General features: G+C 67.6%; 12 protein-coding genes. 5 read left to right on the forward strand and 7 right to left on the reverse strand.

The annotated features are described in order from the left end of the window. Positions 1–1515: a PLP-dependent aminotransferase family protein gene (locus CCR98_RS19550; protein WP_087923893.1), complete on the forward strand. Its 1515-nt coding sequence runs from the start codon at positions 1–3 to the stop codon at positions 1513–1515. A 47-nt stretch (positions 1516–1562) separates the two neighbouring features. Here the strand turns inward: CCR98_RS19550 and CCR98_RS19555 are convergent, their stop codons facing one another. The 3 genes from CCR98_RS19555 to CCR98_RS21360 all read right to left on the reverse strand — a co-directional run bounded on the left by CCR98_RS19555 (position 1563) and on the right by CCR98_RS21360 (position 6098). After that, a complete protein-coding gene (locus tag CCR98_RS19555; RefSeq protein ID WP_087923894.1) occupies positions 1563–2864 on the reverse strand; it encodes an aminotransferase class V-fold PLP-dependent enzyme in 1302 nt (433 codons plus the stop codon). Beyond that, positions 2864–5266 (reverse strand): TonB-dependent receptor, encoded by a 2403-nt coding sequence (locus tag CCR98_RS19560; RefSeq protein ID WP_087923895.1) that lies wholly within the window; start codon positions 5264–5266, stop codon positions 2864–2866. Before CCR98_RS19560 ends, CCR98_RS19555 begins: the two co-directional genes overlap by 1 nt. Positions 5267–5492: 226 nt before the next feature. Then, entirely contained in the window at positions 5493–6098 is a 606-nt protein-coding gene (locus CCR98_RS21360; RefSeq protein WP_232463053.1) for a hypothetical protein, read from the reverse strand. Here CCR98_RS21360 and CCR98_RS19570 point away from each other — a divergent pair. Genes CCR98_RS19570 through CCR98_RS19580 form a run of 3 tightly spaced genes read left to right on the forward strand, consistent with a single transcriptional unit; the run spans position 6067 to position 8713 of the window. Continuing rightward, entirely contained in the window at positions 6067–6894 is an 828-nt protein-coding gene (locus tag CCR98_RS19570) for an AraC family transcriptional regulator (protein WP_087923897.1), read from the forward strand. The two genes, CCR98_RS21360 and CCR98_RS19570, sit on opposite strands and share 32 nt — an antisense overlap. 13 nt (positions 6895–6907) lie before the next feature. After that, entirely contained in the window at positions 6908–7987 is a 1080-nt protein-coding gene (locus CCR98_RS19575) for an alpha/beta fold hydrolase (RefSeq protein WP_087923898.1), read from the forward strand. A gap of 54 nt (positions 7988–8041) precedes the next feature. Continuing rightward, positions 8042–8713 carry a VOC family protein gene (locus tag CCR98_RS19580; RefSeq protein ID WP_087923899.1) on the forward strand — a complete coding sequence of 224 codons (672 nt, stop codon included), beginning with the start codon at positions 8042–8044 and terminating at the stop codon, positions 8711–8713. Between the two features lie 25 nt (positions 8714–8738). On the opposite strand, the gene CCR98_RS19585 is transcribed toward CCR98_RS19580, so the two are convergent. Both CCR98_RS19585 and CCR98_RS19590 read right to left on the reverse strand, forming a co-directional pair. Further along, positions 8739–10571: a M3 family metallopeptidase gene (locus CCR98_RS19585; protein ID WP_232463054.1), complete on the reverse strand. Its 1833-nt coding sequence runs from the start codon at positions 10569–10571 to the stop codon at positions 8739–8741. 88 nt (positions 10572–10659) lie between these two features. Next, on the reverse strand, positions 10660–11172 hold the full coding sequence (locus tag CCR98_RS19590) for a hypothetical protein (protein ID WP_087923901.1): 513 nt from the start codon (positions 11170–11172) through the stop codon (positions 10660–10662). A gap of 82 nt (positions 11173–11254) precedes the next feature. Between CCR98_RS19590 and CCR98_RS19595 the strand changes: the two genes are divergently transcribed. After that, positions 11255–11881, forward strand: a complete 627-nt coding sequence (locus CCR98_RS19595; protein ID WP_087923902.1) for a YiiX/YebB-like N1pC/P60 family cysteine hydrolase — start codon at positions 11255–11257, stop codon at positions 11879–11881. Positions 11882–11935: 54 nt separating this feature from the next. On the opposite strand, the gene CCR98_RS21365 is transcribed toward CCR98_RS19595, so the two are convergent. Together CCR98_RS21365 and CCR98_RS19600 are read right to left on the reverse strand one after the other, a co-directional pair. Next, positions 11936–12097, reverse strand: a complete 162-nt coding sequence (locus CCR98_RS21365; RefSeq protein WP_010482135.1) for a hypothetical protein — start codon at positions 12095–12097, stop codon at positions 11936–11938. Positions 12098–12370: 273 nt separating this feature from the next. Further along, the gene (locus CCR98_RS19600; protein ID WP_014038818.1) at positions 12371–13795 is read right to left on the reverse strand and encodes a TIGR00366 family protein; all 1425 of its coding nucleotides are present in this window, start codon (positions 13793–13795) and stop codon (positions 12371–12373) included. Positions 13796–13921 lie beyond the last annotated feature (126 nt).

A 13921-nucleotide genomic window follows, 5' to 3' on the forward strand; every position in this document is an offset into this window, starting at 1 on the left:
ATGACATCACTGACGCTGGCCGGTGCGGCCGCCGCAAACAACAACGGCGGTCACCTGTCCGAACCGACCGATGGTTATGGACAGGCTCCCGCCGTTGGAAGCAACGATACGCCCCGACATGTTCCGTACATGCCGCGACCGGATGTCGCAGCCCGCGAATGGGTGCAGGACGTGCTCGCGCACAACGGGCCGATCTACCTGCGCATCGTCAATTCGCTGGAACGCACGGTGCGCCGCGGTGGCCTCGCACCGGGCCAGCGCCTGCCCTCGCAGCGCGCGTTGGCGCAGCAGCTCGGCGTCGACCTGACCACGGTGACGCGGGCATTTGATGAAGCACGCAAGCGCGGCCTGATCGAGGCGCGCGGGCCACAAGGCAGTTTCATCGCACCGCCCAAGGCCGGCTTCGACCAGGTGGTGGACCTGAGCATGAACGTGCCGCCGGTGCCCGATGCAGATGCATTGGCCGAGACGCTGCGTCGCGGTGCAGCCGCCGTGCTTGCGCGCAGCAATGCACCGAACCTGATGACCTACCACCTGGGCGGCGGCAACCCGACCGACCGCCATGCGGCAGCGCGCTGGCTGCAACCGATGCTGGGCGCGGTGGACGATGCCTGCCTGCTGCTGACCGAAGGTGCGCAGGTGGCGTTGGCCGCCATCCTGGTCAGCCAGGGACGCGATGGCGACGCAATCCTGTGCGACACGCTGGTCTACCCGGGCCTGCTGCAGGCCGCGGCCGCGCTGGGCCGGCGACTGCTGCCGGTGGACAGCGACGAGCACGGCATGTGCCCCGAGGCGCTGGCGCGGTTGGCACGCGAAAGCGGTGCGCGGCTGGTCTATCTCAATTCCACCTGCCAGAATCCGACCGCACTGACCCTGCCGCTGCATCGGCGCGAAGCGCTGGCGCGCGTGCTGGAAAGCGAAGGCCTGCTGGCGATCGAAGACGATCCTTACTGGCACCTCGCCGAAGAGGCACCGACACCGCTGGCAACGCTGGCACCGCGTCAAGTGTTCCATGTGGCGACGCTGTCGAAGGTGATCAGCCCCGGCCTGCGCACCGCCTTCGTGCGCTGCCCGAGTGCCGCGCACGCCGAGGCGATGGCGTCGGCCCTGCGGGCCACCCGGTTGATGGGGCATCCGCTGGTGGCGGCGCTGGCGAGCCAGCTGCTGCTGGATGGTTCGGCACAGTCACTGCTGGCGCAGGTCCGCACCGAGGCGCGCGAGCGCATGCGCATGGCGCGGTATCTGCTGGCGCCGTCGCTGCTGCAGCGTGCCGAGGGCCTGCATGCCTGGTGCCGGGTACCGGCGCCGTGGACCGACGCCACGCTGGTGCGTACCGCGCAGCTGCAGGGTCTGGCGATCGCACCGTCATCGGCATTCTGCCCGCCCGGGGTGCTGCATCAGAACGGCGTGCGGCTGTCGCTGGGATTGGCAGCGGATCGCCGGCAGCTGGAAAGTGCGCTGCGACGGATCGATCGGTTGTTGTTGTCGGATGCGTTGCCGGCGATCGAGCGGTAGGCGTGGATGGGGTGTGCCAACCAAGGTTGGCACCCACCAGAGCAGGGTCAGGCCAGGGCAGAGAGCGCCTGCACCAACGCATCCATCTGCTCCGGCCGGGTGAACACCGACGGCGTCACCCGCACGCAGGCGCCGGAGTCCAAACCGTCGCGATGGGTGGTGAACACGCGATGCTCGTCCAGCAGGCGCTTCTGCAGCGCGATGTTGTCCGCCACGCTGGCGCGCCCGCGCAGGCGGAAGCTGGCCAGCGCACTGGCCAGCGCAGGATCCGGCGAGGACAGCACTTCGATATGCGCCATCTGCCGCGCCGGCACGGTCCAGCGCTCACGCAGGTAGCGCAGGCGCGCCTGCTTGTTGGCCGCACCGATGCGTTGATGCAGGGCAATCGCCTCCGGGAGTGCCAGATAGGCGGCGAAGTTGACCGTACCGGTATGCACACGGCTGCCCACGCGACCATCGTCGGTCTCGCCCATGTAGGGGTCCAGGTCGGTTACGCGCCCCTTGCGCACGTACATCGCGCCGACACCGACCGGCGCACCGATCCACTTGTGCAGGTTGATGCCGACGAAATCGGCCTTCAGCTGCGGCACCGCGTAGTCGATCTGGCCAAACCCATGGGCCGCATCGACGATCACATCGATGCCGTGCGCACGCGCGCGTTCGGCGATCTCGGCCACCGGCAGCACCAGCCCATGGCGGTGGCTGACCTGGGTCAGCAGCACCAGCTTCAGACGCGGCAACCGCGCGAATGCGTCCTCATACGCCTGCAGGATCTGCGCGTGGTCAGGCACCGCCGGCAGCGCGATACGCTCGACCTGCACGCCACGCCGCTGCTGCAGCCAGCGCATCGCGCCGATCATGCTGTCGTAGTCGATGTCGGCGTAGAGCACCTGGTCGCCAGGCTGCAGGCGGTTGTAGCCGCCGATCAGCGCCAGCATCGCCTCGGTGGCACCACGGGTCAGTGCGATCTCGTCGGCACCCACGCCCAGCAACTCGGCCACCTGCCGCTGCACCGCCATGTACTGCGCCGGAAACTCGCGACGGCCATACCACGCGTTGCCACGGTTCACCTCGGCGGTGTGGCGCTGGTAGCTGGCCAGCGTCTCTCGGCCCATCGCCCCCCAGTAGCCGTTCTCCAGGTGGTTCACTTCATCGGTGATGTCGAAGTGGCTGGCCACGGTGGCCCAGTAGCCTTCATCGCGGGCCAGCACGTCCGGCGCCACGGTCGTTGCGGGAATCTGCATGGGCGAAGCGTAACCCGCGGCAGCCATGGCCGGCAGTGAAGACAGCGCGGCTGCAGCCGGCAGCAGTGCACCGGCACGCAACAGGGAGCGGCGGGTCGGGTCCATCAGAAGCTCAGCCGGTACTGTGCATACAGGTTGGCGCCGTCGGTGTCGTATGGCGCGTTGCGCGAGTAGACCAGGCCGCGACTGGCCTGGAAGGTCGCTTCGTCCGGATAGCGGTCGAACACGTTGTCCGCGCCCACGCGCAGGCTGTGGTGCTCGTTGATGCGGTAGCCCACGGCCAGGTCGAGGAAGCTCATCGCGCCGAAACGCTGGTAGATGTCGCCCACCGCATTGCCGCTGGAGTCGGTCCAGGCACCGTAGTAGCGCATGCGCGCCATCAGCGACCAGGCTCCGATGTCCCAGCTGCCGGTCAGGCTGCCCTTGTGCTCGGGCAGGCGATCTTCGAACAGCACGCGCTGGGTTTCGTTGGTGGCCACCGAGGTGCTGCCGTTGTCCACCCGGGTGCGGTTGTAGTTGTAGGCCAGGGTCAGCGTCATGCGGCCCGCGCCGAGGTCGCGCAGGTAGTTGCCGACCACGTCCACGCCGGTGGTGGTGGTATCGAAATCGTTGGTGAAGTAGTTCACCGAGGTATAGCCCAGCGGATTCGGTGTGCCGGCCGGAATGGCGAAGCTGGCCGACTGGCTGAAGCGGTCGGTGAGCTTGATCTGGTAGACATCCACCGAGCCGGAGAGGCCCAGGTCGGTGCGCCAGGTCAGGCCCAGCGACGCGGTACGCGATTCTTCCGGCTTCAGTGGCCTGGCACCGAGCATCTGCGCCAGCGGATCGTTCGGCGACAGGCGGCCACTGGTGAAGATCTGCAGGGTGCGCGTATCCAGGCCCTGGGTGGTGCTGGTGGTGTTGAGCTGCGCCGGGGTCGGTGCGCGGAAGCCGGTGGACACCGTGCCGCGCAGGGCCACGTCCGGGGTGATCGCGAAACGTGCGGACAGCTTGCCGTCCAGGGTGCTGCCGAAGCTTGAGAAGTCCTCGTAACGGCTGGCAGCACCGATGCTCCAGCGCTCGCCCAGCGGCACTTCCATATCCACATAGGCCGCCTTGCTGCGCTGGCTCCACTGCCCGGCCTGGCTGGCCGAGAAGCCCGGCGCGCCGTTGGAATTGGCTTCCAGCCCTGCCGCCGCGCCCGGGCCCACCGCGTACGAAGCCGGATCGCCTGCGCGCACCTGGTAGGTCTCCTGGCGGAACTCGCCACCGAAGGCGACGTTGATCGGCTTGGACAGCGCGGCCACGTCCCACTCGTAATTGAAGTCGGCGTTGGCATTCTTCTCGGTCTGGGTCAGGCGGCCGAGATCGAACGCGGTCGGGCTGGCCGGGCCGAGCGAGGCGTTGATCGAGTTCTTCAGGCTGTAGTCGATGGCGTTGCGGCCATGCGAGGCGCTGACATCCCAGCGCAGCTTCGGCGTGATCTCGCCACGCAGGCCACCGACCAGTTGCAGGTCGTTCTGGACGTTGCCGTACTGCGGGCTGAAGCCCACCGGATAGATCGAACGCAGGTTCCAGCCGGGGAAGATCACCGTAGTGCGGTAGGCACCGGTGGTGGTATCCGGGTTGCGCCAGTTGAAATCGCTGACGCCATCGCTGTGGCTGTACAGGCCGAACGCATACAGCTCCAGCGTGTCGCTGGCATTGGCCTTTACGTTGAAGCCGACGCGGCGACTTTCCAGTTCCGGCTGGCCCCAGCGCTGTACCGGGTTGGGCACGTCCAGATCCGGATGCGCGGCCTGGAAGGCGATCGCATCCGGGCGCTGGCGGGTGCGCGAGGTGGCATCCGAGTTCGAGGATTCGGCGAACAGCACCAGGCTGCCGTAGTCACCCAGCGCCCAGCCGGTGCGTGCGCTGAAATCGCGAGACGCGCCATCGCCCTGTGCGTACTGCGAGTAGCCGGCGGTGATCTCGGCACCGGGGCCATCCTCGAGAATGATGTTGATGACGCCGGCGATGGCGTCCGAGCCGTACTGCGCCGACGCACCATCGCGCAGCACTTCGATGCGCTTGATCGCACTGGTTGGAATCTGTGCCAGATCGGCCGCCTGCGCGCCACGGTTGCCGAGCAGCGCGCTGCGGTGGAAGCGACGACCGTTGACCAGCACCAGGGTCTGGTCCGGCGACAGGCCACGCAGCGTGGCCGGGCGCACGAACACCTGGCCGTCCGCCATCGGCAGGCGCTGCACCACGAACGACGGCACCAGCTGCGCCAGCACGTCCTTCAGATCGGTGGATTCAACGGACTTGATGTCTTCCTTGGTGAACACGTCCACCGGCGCCAGTGTTTCGAACTGGGTGCGGTTGGAGGCGCGGGTACCGGTGACCAGCATCGCATCGAGCTGGGTGGGTGCGGCGCGGCTGCCGCCGGCGGCATCGACCGCTTGGGCTTCCGCTGCGATCGCGCCTCCTGCGCTGGCCATGGAAAGGGCAAGGAGGATGGAACGCGAAAGCTTCGAACGATGCACGGCAGGGCTCCGGGAGGACGCGACAGGGCCAGCACCTGTGCGCACACAACAGGCCTGGACAAGGCGCGCAGTCTCGGCGCGATGTGTGAAGGAGGCATGACGTCAGTACGACAGCTTGATGCGCCAACCATGGTTAACCGCTGCCAGAGCCCATCCCTAGATCCACGCCGTGCGTGGATGGGCAACGCCGACGCACACCCGGTCCCTCATGGCCACGCACACGGCCTCAGCCGTTGCTGTCGTCGTCGAAACCGAAGCGGGCCGGCCGTGCCGTTCGCAGCGGAACAAACATCGCGAGGGCGAACACCACCAGGAAGGGAGCGGACAGGAACCCGAAGTCTTTGCTGCCAAACCCGATGAAGCTGGCACGCAGGTCACCGATCCATTCCAACCGCGTCAGCACCATCACCAGCCCACCGATGGTCGGGCCAGGAAGCCCACCGTGACCGCCCATCAGCAACGTGGGTGACAGCAACCCGGCCAGGAACGCGAAGCCGGCGCGATAAAGCCAGGGATTGCCCTTCCAGCGCGGCGCGCGGTACGCCATCAGCACCAGCAAGGCCAGCGTCAGCACCGCGGGCAGCACCAGGTAGACAAGCACCAATTCCATCATGCGCCTGGCTCCGCTGGCCTGGCATCCCACGTCGTCGATCGCATCTCCCTGCCCTCCCTCACATCCATGAAGCGCACATTGTTGCCGGTACGCCGGCAGACGCAAGGCCTCGGCAGCGCAAGAACTGCTAAACGCCCTGCCCGAGGATCCGCTACTGTGCCCGGCATTGGACTCGGGGAACGGCAGGATGAGCGCGGCAGGCAAGGCGTTGTGGTACATCGAAACCCATGCGGACCAGCCATTGGCACTGGCCGATATTGCCGCCGCAGCGGGGCTTTCGCCGTTCCATCTGTCACGCCTGTTCCAGGCCCGCACCGGCACCTCGGTGGTGCGCTACCTGCGGGGACGGCGCCTGACCGCTGCCGCGCAGCGGCTGGCCAACGGGGCGGGCGACATCCTGCAGGTGGCACTGGGCGCGGGCTACACCACCCATGCCGCGTTCACCCGTGCCTTCAGCGAACAGTTCGGGCAGACGCCGGAGCGCGTACGCGAACAGGGCGCCGATGGACTGGCGCTGGTGCAGGCGATCCGCGTGGATGAAGCACCGGCGCCCTGCGGTGAAGCGCCGCGACTGCTCGACACGCCCGCTTTCCAGGTCGCGGGCATCGGCATGCGACACACCCGTGACAGTGGCGGCGCGATTCCCGGCCAGTGGGCGCAGCTCAACCGCGAATGGCCGACGCCGGCACCGATCAGTTTCGGCGTGTGCTGCAACAGCGATGATGACGGCGGCTTCGACTACGTCGCTGCGCTGCCCGCCAGCGCGCTGTCCACCGTGCCCGCGCATTGGCAGCGGATCGACGTGCCGGCGCGCCGCTATCTGGTGGCCTGGCACGGCGGCCATATCTCGACCATCCGCTCGACCTGGTTCTGGCTGCTGGACCACTACCTGCCCGGCTCCGGCCTCAGCCTGGCCGATGCACCAGACCTGGAACGCTACGACACGCGCTTCGATGAGCACACCGGCAACGGCGGCGTGGAGATCTGGCTGCCGGTGGACGAACGCCCACGCTGACAAGGAGCCGAGGATGCGCATGAAAGCCACTGTGATGGGAATGATGCTGATGGCCTCGGCGGGGGGCGCCAGCGCTGGCGAGCCTTGGAAAGCAGGCGAACGCCACGGCACCACCACGGTGGCCAGCGCCGTGGTGCGCGATGCGCAATACCGCGACGCCCTGCGCTACACGGTCTGGTATCCGGCGCCCGCTGGCAGCAGGGAAGTCGCCCTGACCATCGGTCCGCCCGATGCACCGCTGTTCGACGTCGGCCGCGCGGCACTGGATGCGCCGGTCGCGGGTGCACGCCTGCCAACCCTGCTGCTCTCCCACGGCAACGGCGGCAGCGCGCGCATGATGGGTTGGCTGGGTACGGCATTGGCACGCGCCGGATACCTGGTGATCGCGGTCGATCATCCCGGCAACAACGGTGCCGATACGATGACCCTGCCGGGCAGCATGCTGAGCTGGCTGCGTGCGGATGATCTGCGCGCCGCGCTGGCGGCGGTGCAGGCCGATCCCGTGCTCGGCCCGCACGTCGATGCCGAACGGCTGGGTGTGGCCGGGTTCTCCGCGGGTGGCTACACCGCACTGCTGGCCGCCGGTGCACGCCCCGACCTGCAGCGGCTTCTAGCCTTCTGCCAAGCGCATCCGGATGACGGCGTCTGCCGGCCCCAGCAGGAAGCCGTCACGCACACGATGGATGCCCGAATTGCCGCCGCGAGCTCGCCGGAACTGTCACCGTGGATCTCCCACGCCAACGAATCTCGCGCGATCCCCGGCGTGCGCGCCGTGTTCCTGCTGGCACCGGCGATCGTGCAGGCATTCGCGCCGGAACAGCTGTCCTCGCTGAGGCAGCCGGTGTCGATCGTGCTGGGCGAGGCTGACACGGTTGCGCCACCGCAGAGCAATGGCGAGGCTGCGCAGGCACTGATTACGGGCGCCGCGCTGCAACGTCTGCCGGATGTGGGCCACTACGACTTCCTGGCGGCCTGTACGGCGGCCGGCGTGCAGAGGCTTCCCGAGCTGTGCAGCACGTCGGTTCCCAGGACGAACACCCACCAGCAGGCAGTGGATGCGGCGGTGCGATTCTTCGCCGACGCAATGCGATAGTGGCCGCCGAGCTGGCCCCGGCGCTACAGTGGGCGCGTCCATGGAGGTTCGGTCATGCGCCTGCTTCACCTCACCCTGCCGGTGTCCGACGTCGCCACCGCCGCCACGTATTTCCACGATGTGCTGCAGCAGCGCGTGGTCGGCAACCATGTGCACATCGGCTGGAGCACGATCGAACTGCAGCCGGCGGGTGACCACCCGGTCGGTGGCGTGCACCTGGCCTTCAACGTACCGGACAACCGCTTCAGCGAGGCGATGACCTGGCTGCGTGAGCGCACGCCGCTGCAGCGCAATCCGGCGGGGCTGGATTACTTCGCGCTGGAGAGCAGCTGGCAGTCGCAGTCGGTGTACTTCACCGGCCCTGACAGCCTGATCCTGGAACTGATCGGCCGCCGCCGCCTGCCGGCCAGCGCACATGAAGGCGTGTTCCATGGCAGCGAGCTGACCTGCCTGAGCGAAGTCGGCCTGCCCAGCCACGATGTCGACGCCGTACGCGAACGGTCCAACCAACGTTTCGGCCTGCAACCGATCAGCCCGGCTTCGCCGCAGTTCGCGCCGATGGGCGACGACGAAGGCCTGCTGATCGTGGTCGCCGCCGATCGCCGCTGGTTCCCCGAGCAGAAGGACCTGCCCAATGCGCAGGGGCTGTTGCTGCAGGTGGGTGACGTCGCCGGCACCGGCGAACTCCGCGACGATGCCTTGGGCTGGCGGGTTTTCTCGACCTGACCTGCCGTTCCAGACAGGATGCGCGCTACTGCGTGCGCTCACCCTGCCCCGCTTCAACCTGCGCATGCAGCGCCTGCAGCCGCGCCGCCGTCTGGTTGAACACCTGCAGGTCGGCATCGACCAGTGCCGGCCAGTCGGGCAGGTGCCCCAGCAACTGCGCCACCTGCTCACTCGGTGCACGGTCGAAGCCCTCGCCAAGCACAGCGAGATAGCGCTCACGGAACGCTTCCGGGTCGCGCTGGTCCTGCACGTACAGCTGCACGGCCAGCAGCCCTGCAAAGAGGTAGTTCACCAGATAGTTCGGGTCTTCATACATCAGGCGCTTGCCGATCCAGCCGTTGCGCAACTGCGGATAGCGCTCCGGATCCTGACCGAAGCGCGCCAGCACCCGGCCGGTCAACGCGTCCAGGTCATCGGCGGTACCCAGCGTGTTGTCGGCCACGCCCCGATAGATCGACTGCTCCAGCTGCGCTTCCTCGGACGAGGTGAACAGCTGCAGCACCATGTCATCCAGCAGCGATTTCAGGTAGTAGGCCTTGGCACGCGGATCCTGTGCCTGCTGGTACAGCTGGTCGCGGAAGCGCAGTTCGTTGTAGATCGCGAACGCCTCGGTCAGCCACTGGCTGCCGTTGCGCTGCAGCGGCGATGCATGGCCGCGCTGCATCCACTCACCGTGCATGGCATGACCGGCTTCATGGGCGATTTCAACATCACTTTCCAGATCGCCCCTGCGCACCCCGACGTACAGCATCGCCGGCGCGCCCGGAGCATTCACTGCGAATGCATCCTGGCTGCGATTGCCTTGCCCGGTGGCCAGGTCCATGCGCTGGTTGGACGGATCAAGCAGCGCGCGCAGCTCGGCGACATATGCCGGGCCCAGGTGTTGCATGGCGTCGGCGGCATTGTCGCGCAACTGCACCAGCGTCAGTACCGGCGGTGTGTAGCCGGCATCTGGCAGCGTGGTATCCCAGAGCTGCGGCGCATCGATGCCTGAGCGCGCGGCGTGGCGCAGCAGCATGTCCTGGTAGGCGCGACGGTCCCCTGCATGGCGTTCGATCGCCTGCAGCGTAGCATCCACCGCCGATGCATCCAGGCCCATGCGCTGGTATCTCCGCGCCGGTGCGGAGCCATCGCCCTGCAGGCGCGCGGCGGCATCGTTCACCTGCACCAGGCCCAGCAGCACCGAGGCCATCGGCTCACGGCGCGAGTGCAGGCCCTGCCAGTAACCCTTCCAGCCCGCTTCCCGCAACGCGCGTTCCTGCTGCTGGGCCAGTGCCTGCTTGTCGTGCCCGGTGTCCCAGTGCCGACCATCACGCTCGATCTGCGGGTACTCGGCACTACGCAGGATCTGCCCACGCAGCCGCGCGAAACTGTCCAGCGCCGGATCGGCCAGCGCCTCGACGGCCTCGTCCAGTGCGGCATCGGCCGGGGCCGCAGCTTCCTTCAGCGCACGCGCGCGCAGGAAGGCATACGGTGCTGCCCACGCCGCGTCTGCGGGTGCTTCGCGCAGCGCCGCGCGACCGGCGTGGGCGATGCGGCTGCACAGCCCCATCACCTGATCCAGCGCCTGTGCCGGGCGAAGATCGCGCGCGTTGCGTGCTGCCTGCAGATGCAGATAGCTGTGATGGCGCAGGCACTGCGCCTGCAGTTCCTCGGCCTGCTGGAAGCGTTGCGCAGGCGCAAGCGCGGAAGCCTGCTGCAGGGCCTGGACACGCTTGCCCAGCTCGCCACGCGCAGCCTGTTCGGCTGCCGCACTGGCGAAGTAGGCGCGATCGTCGGCCCGCAACGACTGCGCCTGGGCGCCGATGAAAGGTGCCATCGCCAGCATGACGGCCATGGTGGCGGTTATGGTGCGCATCCTGCGAGCCTGCATCGGCGTCTCCCTGCCTGGACCAGGCTCCGAGCCTAACAGTCGCCGCCCGGCCGCGCCTGTGCCGGAACAGGCGTCAGATCGACTCATCCTCGCGCTTGACCAGCGTCCAGCAGGGCGACTGCGCGAAAGTGTAGGTCTGCTGGTCGCTGCTGTCCGGCGTGCGGATCTGTACCTGTCGTTGCCCATCGGCCAGCGTGCTGACCTGCATTTCGCGGCCCTGCCCAGCCAACGCGGCGGGATCGGGCATCACCGGCCACTCGACATCGGCCAGCGCGAGGCGGCTTTCCACCTTGCGCGGTTCCGGCTCGGCCTCGGCATCGATGTAGCTGTCCAGCAGCGGATCGGCAGTGGCCTTTTCCTGCAGCGTGATCTCGTTGCCGAAGTGCTTCAGGAACGCATCGAACTGCGGGTAGGGGCATTCACTGCTGGCAAGCACTGGTGTGGGTTGGACCGCTGCCGCCGTGGACGACGGCGCGGGACGCGCGGGCGCGGCTTCCGTGGGCGTCGCCTGCGGTTCGGGCGTGCAGGCAACCAGCGCCACGCCACAGGCAAGTACCAGCACGGCAGCGGAACGGTTTCGACGCATGGGCTCATCCTGAATCCGGTTCGGTCGCCCCATGCTACCGCGCGCCCTACAATTCCGGCATTCCGCCTGCCCGAGACACCCCATGCGTCGCCTCCTGCTCATGATCGGCCTGCTGCTGCCCGCCCTGTGGCCAGCGGTGGCGATGGCCGTCGATGTCCACGAAGGCGACCTGCTGTTCGTCACCGCCGGCCGCAGCGGCCTCAGTGCCGCCATCGACGATGCCACAGGCAAGCAGGGCGTACCCAGCTTCGATCACGTGGCCCTGGTCGCCCCGGCACCAAAGGGCTGGGACGTGCTGCATGCGGACGAGAAGGGATCGCGCCGGCAATCACTGGTCGAGTTCCGCCAGGACGCCCGGGCCAAGCAGCGGCAGATCGTGGTCTATCGCCTGCGCGCACCGCAGCAGGCGGCGATCAAGGACGCGGTTGCCACCGCGCGCACGATGCTCGGCAAGCCCTACAACACGTCGTATGTGTTGAACGAAGACAGCTACTACTGCTCGGACTTCATCGAGCGTGCGTTCCGTGCGCACCACGTGTTCGCGTTGCAGCCGATGAACTTCCGCAACCCGCAGACCGGGCAGATCGCCCAGCACTGGGTGGATCTGTACCGCGGCATGGGCATGGAGGTGCCACAGGACCAGCCCGGCACCAATCCGAACGACATGTCGGCGGCGCCGGTGCTGCAGCGTATAGGCGTGCTGGAATAAGCGAAGCCCCGCGCAGGGCGGGGCTTCGCTGGTCACACCGGCTGCGCGGCGCGGTCATTCTTCTTCGTCGTGGCCGCCCTGCTGCTGGTTCTGGTTGCGCTTCTGCTGTTCCTGCTGCTGTTGCTGCTGCTGGTCGCGGCCTCGGCCCTGCTGCTGATCCTGCTGGTTCTGCTGGCCCTGCTGCTTCTGGTTCGGGTTCTGGTTCTGCTGTGCCATGTCCGATCTCCAAAGCCACTCGCGGAATGCGGTGGACGGGACCATCGTCTGCAGCGAATGGTTAATCACGCGTGGGTGGGCGGCTACATCTGTGTGTACGCCTGTGAATGAACGCGCAGAAGTCCTTGTGGCACAAGCAGCTGAAGGATTCATGCGGGTTCGGCATGTGTTCATGCCATCGCTGGCGTTGCACGCATTCATGGTGTTCGCAGCCGGAAACACGCGCTGAACGAGGTTGGCTTCCCGGCTCACGCAGGGACGCCAACGCTGCATTCAGGGCATCACCGGTGGCACATACGCCAGGGTCATGCCCAGCAGCCACAGCAGGCCCAGCACCAGCGGGATGTGCACCAGCAGCTGGATGAAGGTGAAGCCCACGATGTCGCGTGCCTTCAGCCCCAGCACGCCCAGCAACGGCAGCATCCAGAACGGATTGATCAGGTTTGGCAGCGCTTCGGCCGCGTTGTAGACCTGAACCGCCCAGCCCAGGTGCGCCTTCAGTTCGTTGGCAGCCTGCATCACGTACGGCGCCTCGATGATCCACTTGCCGCCACCGGACGGCACGAAGAAGCCCAGCACCGCCGAATAGACGCCCATCACCAGCGCGAACGAATCGGTGCTGGCCACGTGTACGAACAGGCTCGACAGCCGGTGCGCCAGGGTCTGCCCGTCACCACCGGCGGCGTGGGTGAGGATCATCGCGATGCCACCGTACAGCGGGAACTGGATCAGCACGCCGGTGGTGCTGGGCACCGCCTTGGCCACCGCGTTGAGGAAACTGCGCGGGCGCCAATGCAGCAGCAGGCCCAGCGAAATGAACAGGAAGTTGTAGGTGTTGAGGTTGGCGATCGCCGTGATCACCGGCTTGTTGGCGAACTCGTTGAACAGCCAGCCGAACGCCAGCAGCGAGAGCAGCACGGTCAGCAGCGGGCTGTACTCCAGCCATTCGCCTGGGCGCGTGCGTCGCTGCAGCGGTTCCGGCTCGGCCTGTGCAGCGCCAGGGAACTCCTCGGCGGTGCGGGCGCTGCCGGCGGCGGGTGCGGTCAGCCAGGCGATCAGCAGCGAGACCAGGATCAGTACCGAGGTCAGCGCGATCGACTGCCACAGGAAGATGGTTTCGGTGAACGGCAATACGCCGGTGATCTCCACCAGCCCCGGCGGCATGCTGGCCGGGTTGGCCTGCAGCTGTGCGGCCGACGAACTCAGCCCCATCGCCCACACCGCACCCAGGCCAAGATACGCCGACGCACCGGCCGCGCGGTAGTCCATGCGCAGTTCGGTACGGCGGGCCAGCGCGCGCACCAGCAGGCCGCCGAACACCAGCGAGAAACCCCAGCTGAGCAGCGAGGCCAACATGCTGACCAGGCCCACGTACACCACCGCGCCACGACCGGTGCGCGGCACCCGGGCCAGGAAGTCGATGAAGCGTGCGACCACCGGCGCGGTCGCCACCGCGTAGCCACCGATGACCACGAAGGCCATCTGCATGGTGAAGGGAATCAGGCTCCAGAAGCCGTCGCCGAAGGCGCTGGCGGTGGCCTGCGGAGTCGAGCCGAAGCCCATCGCGGCCAGTGCGACGATGACCACGCCCAGCACCGCGAACACGTACGCGTCGGGGAACCACTTTTCCGCCCAGGCGGCCGAGCGCAATGCTGCGCGCGCCATCCAGCCGTCCTGTACTGCTGCCGTCGAGGCCATCGCCTACCCTCCCAGGTTCGATGGACCGATTCTGGGCGGTGGGGTGCGGGCTGTCAGCCACCTATTGGTCGTAGGCGGGAGGACGGTAGTGCCGGCCGCTGGCCGGCAATCTCGGGACCGCATACG

This window comes from Stenotrophomonas sp. WZN-1 (assembly GCF_002192255.1).
GTDB lineage: Bacteria > Pseudomonadota > Gammaproteobacteria > Xanthomonadales > Xanthomonadaceae > Stenotrophomonas.

Bases quoted from the DNA above. Each gene is read 5' to 3' on its own strand.
- CCR98_RS19550 (WP_087923893.1), top strand. From the start codon at position 1: ATGACATCACTGACGCTGGCCGGTGCGGCCGCCGCAAACAACAACGGC.
- CCR98_RS19555 (WP_087923894.1), bottom strand. From the start codon at position 2,864: ATGGACCCGACCCGCCGCTCCCTGTTGCGTGCCGGTGCACTGCTGCCG.
- CCR98_RS19570 (WP_087923897.1), top strand. From the start codon at position 6,067: ATGAGCGCGGCAGGCAAGGCGTTGTGGTACATCGAAACCCATGCGGAC.
- CCR98_RS21360 (WP_232463053.1), bottom strand. From the start codon at position 6,098: ATGTACCACAACGCCTTGCCTGCCGCGCTCATCCTGCCGTTCCCCGAG.
- CCR98_RS19575 (WP_087923898.1), top strand. From the start codon at position 6,908: ATGCGCATGAAAGCCACTGTGATGGGAATGATGCTGATGGCCTCGGCG.
- CCR98_RS19580 (WP_087923899.1), top strand. From the start codon at position 8,042: ATGCGCCTGCTTCACCTCACCCTGCCGGTGTCCGACGTCGCCACCGCC.
- CCR98_RS19585 (WP_232463054.1), bottom strand. From the start codon at position 10,571: ATGCGCACCATAACCGCCACCATGGCCGTCATGCTGGCGATGGCACCT.
- CCR98_RS19590 (WP_087923901.1), bottom strand. From the start codon at position 11,172: ATGCGTCGAAACCGTTCCGCTGCCGTGCTGGTACTTGCCTGTGGCGTG.
- CCR98_RS19595 (WP_087923902.1), top strand. From the start codon at position 11,255: ATGCGTCGCCTCCTGCTCATGATCGGCCTGCTGCTGCCCGCCCTGTGG.
- CCR98_RS21365 (WP_010482135.1), bottom strand. From the start codon at position 12,097: ATGGCACAGCAGAACCAGAACCCGAACCAGAAGCAGCAGGGCCAGCAG.
- CCR98_RS19600 (WP_014038818.1), bottom strand. From the start codon at position 13,795: ATGGCCTCGACGGCAGCAGTACAGGACGGCTGGATGGCGCGCGCAGCA.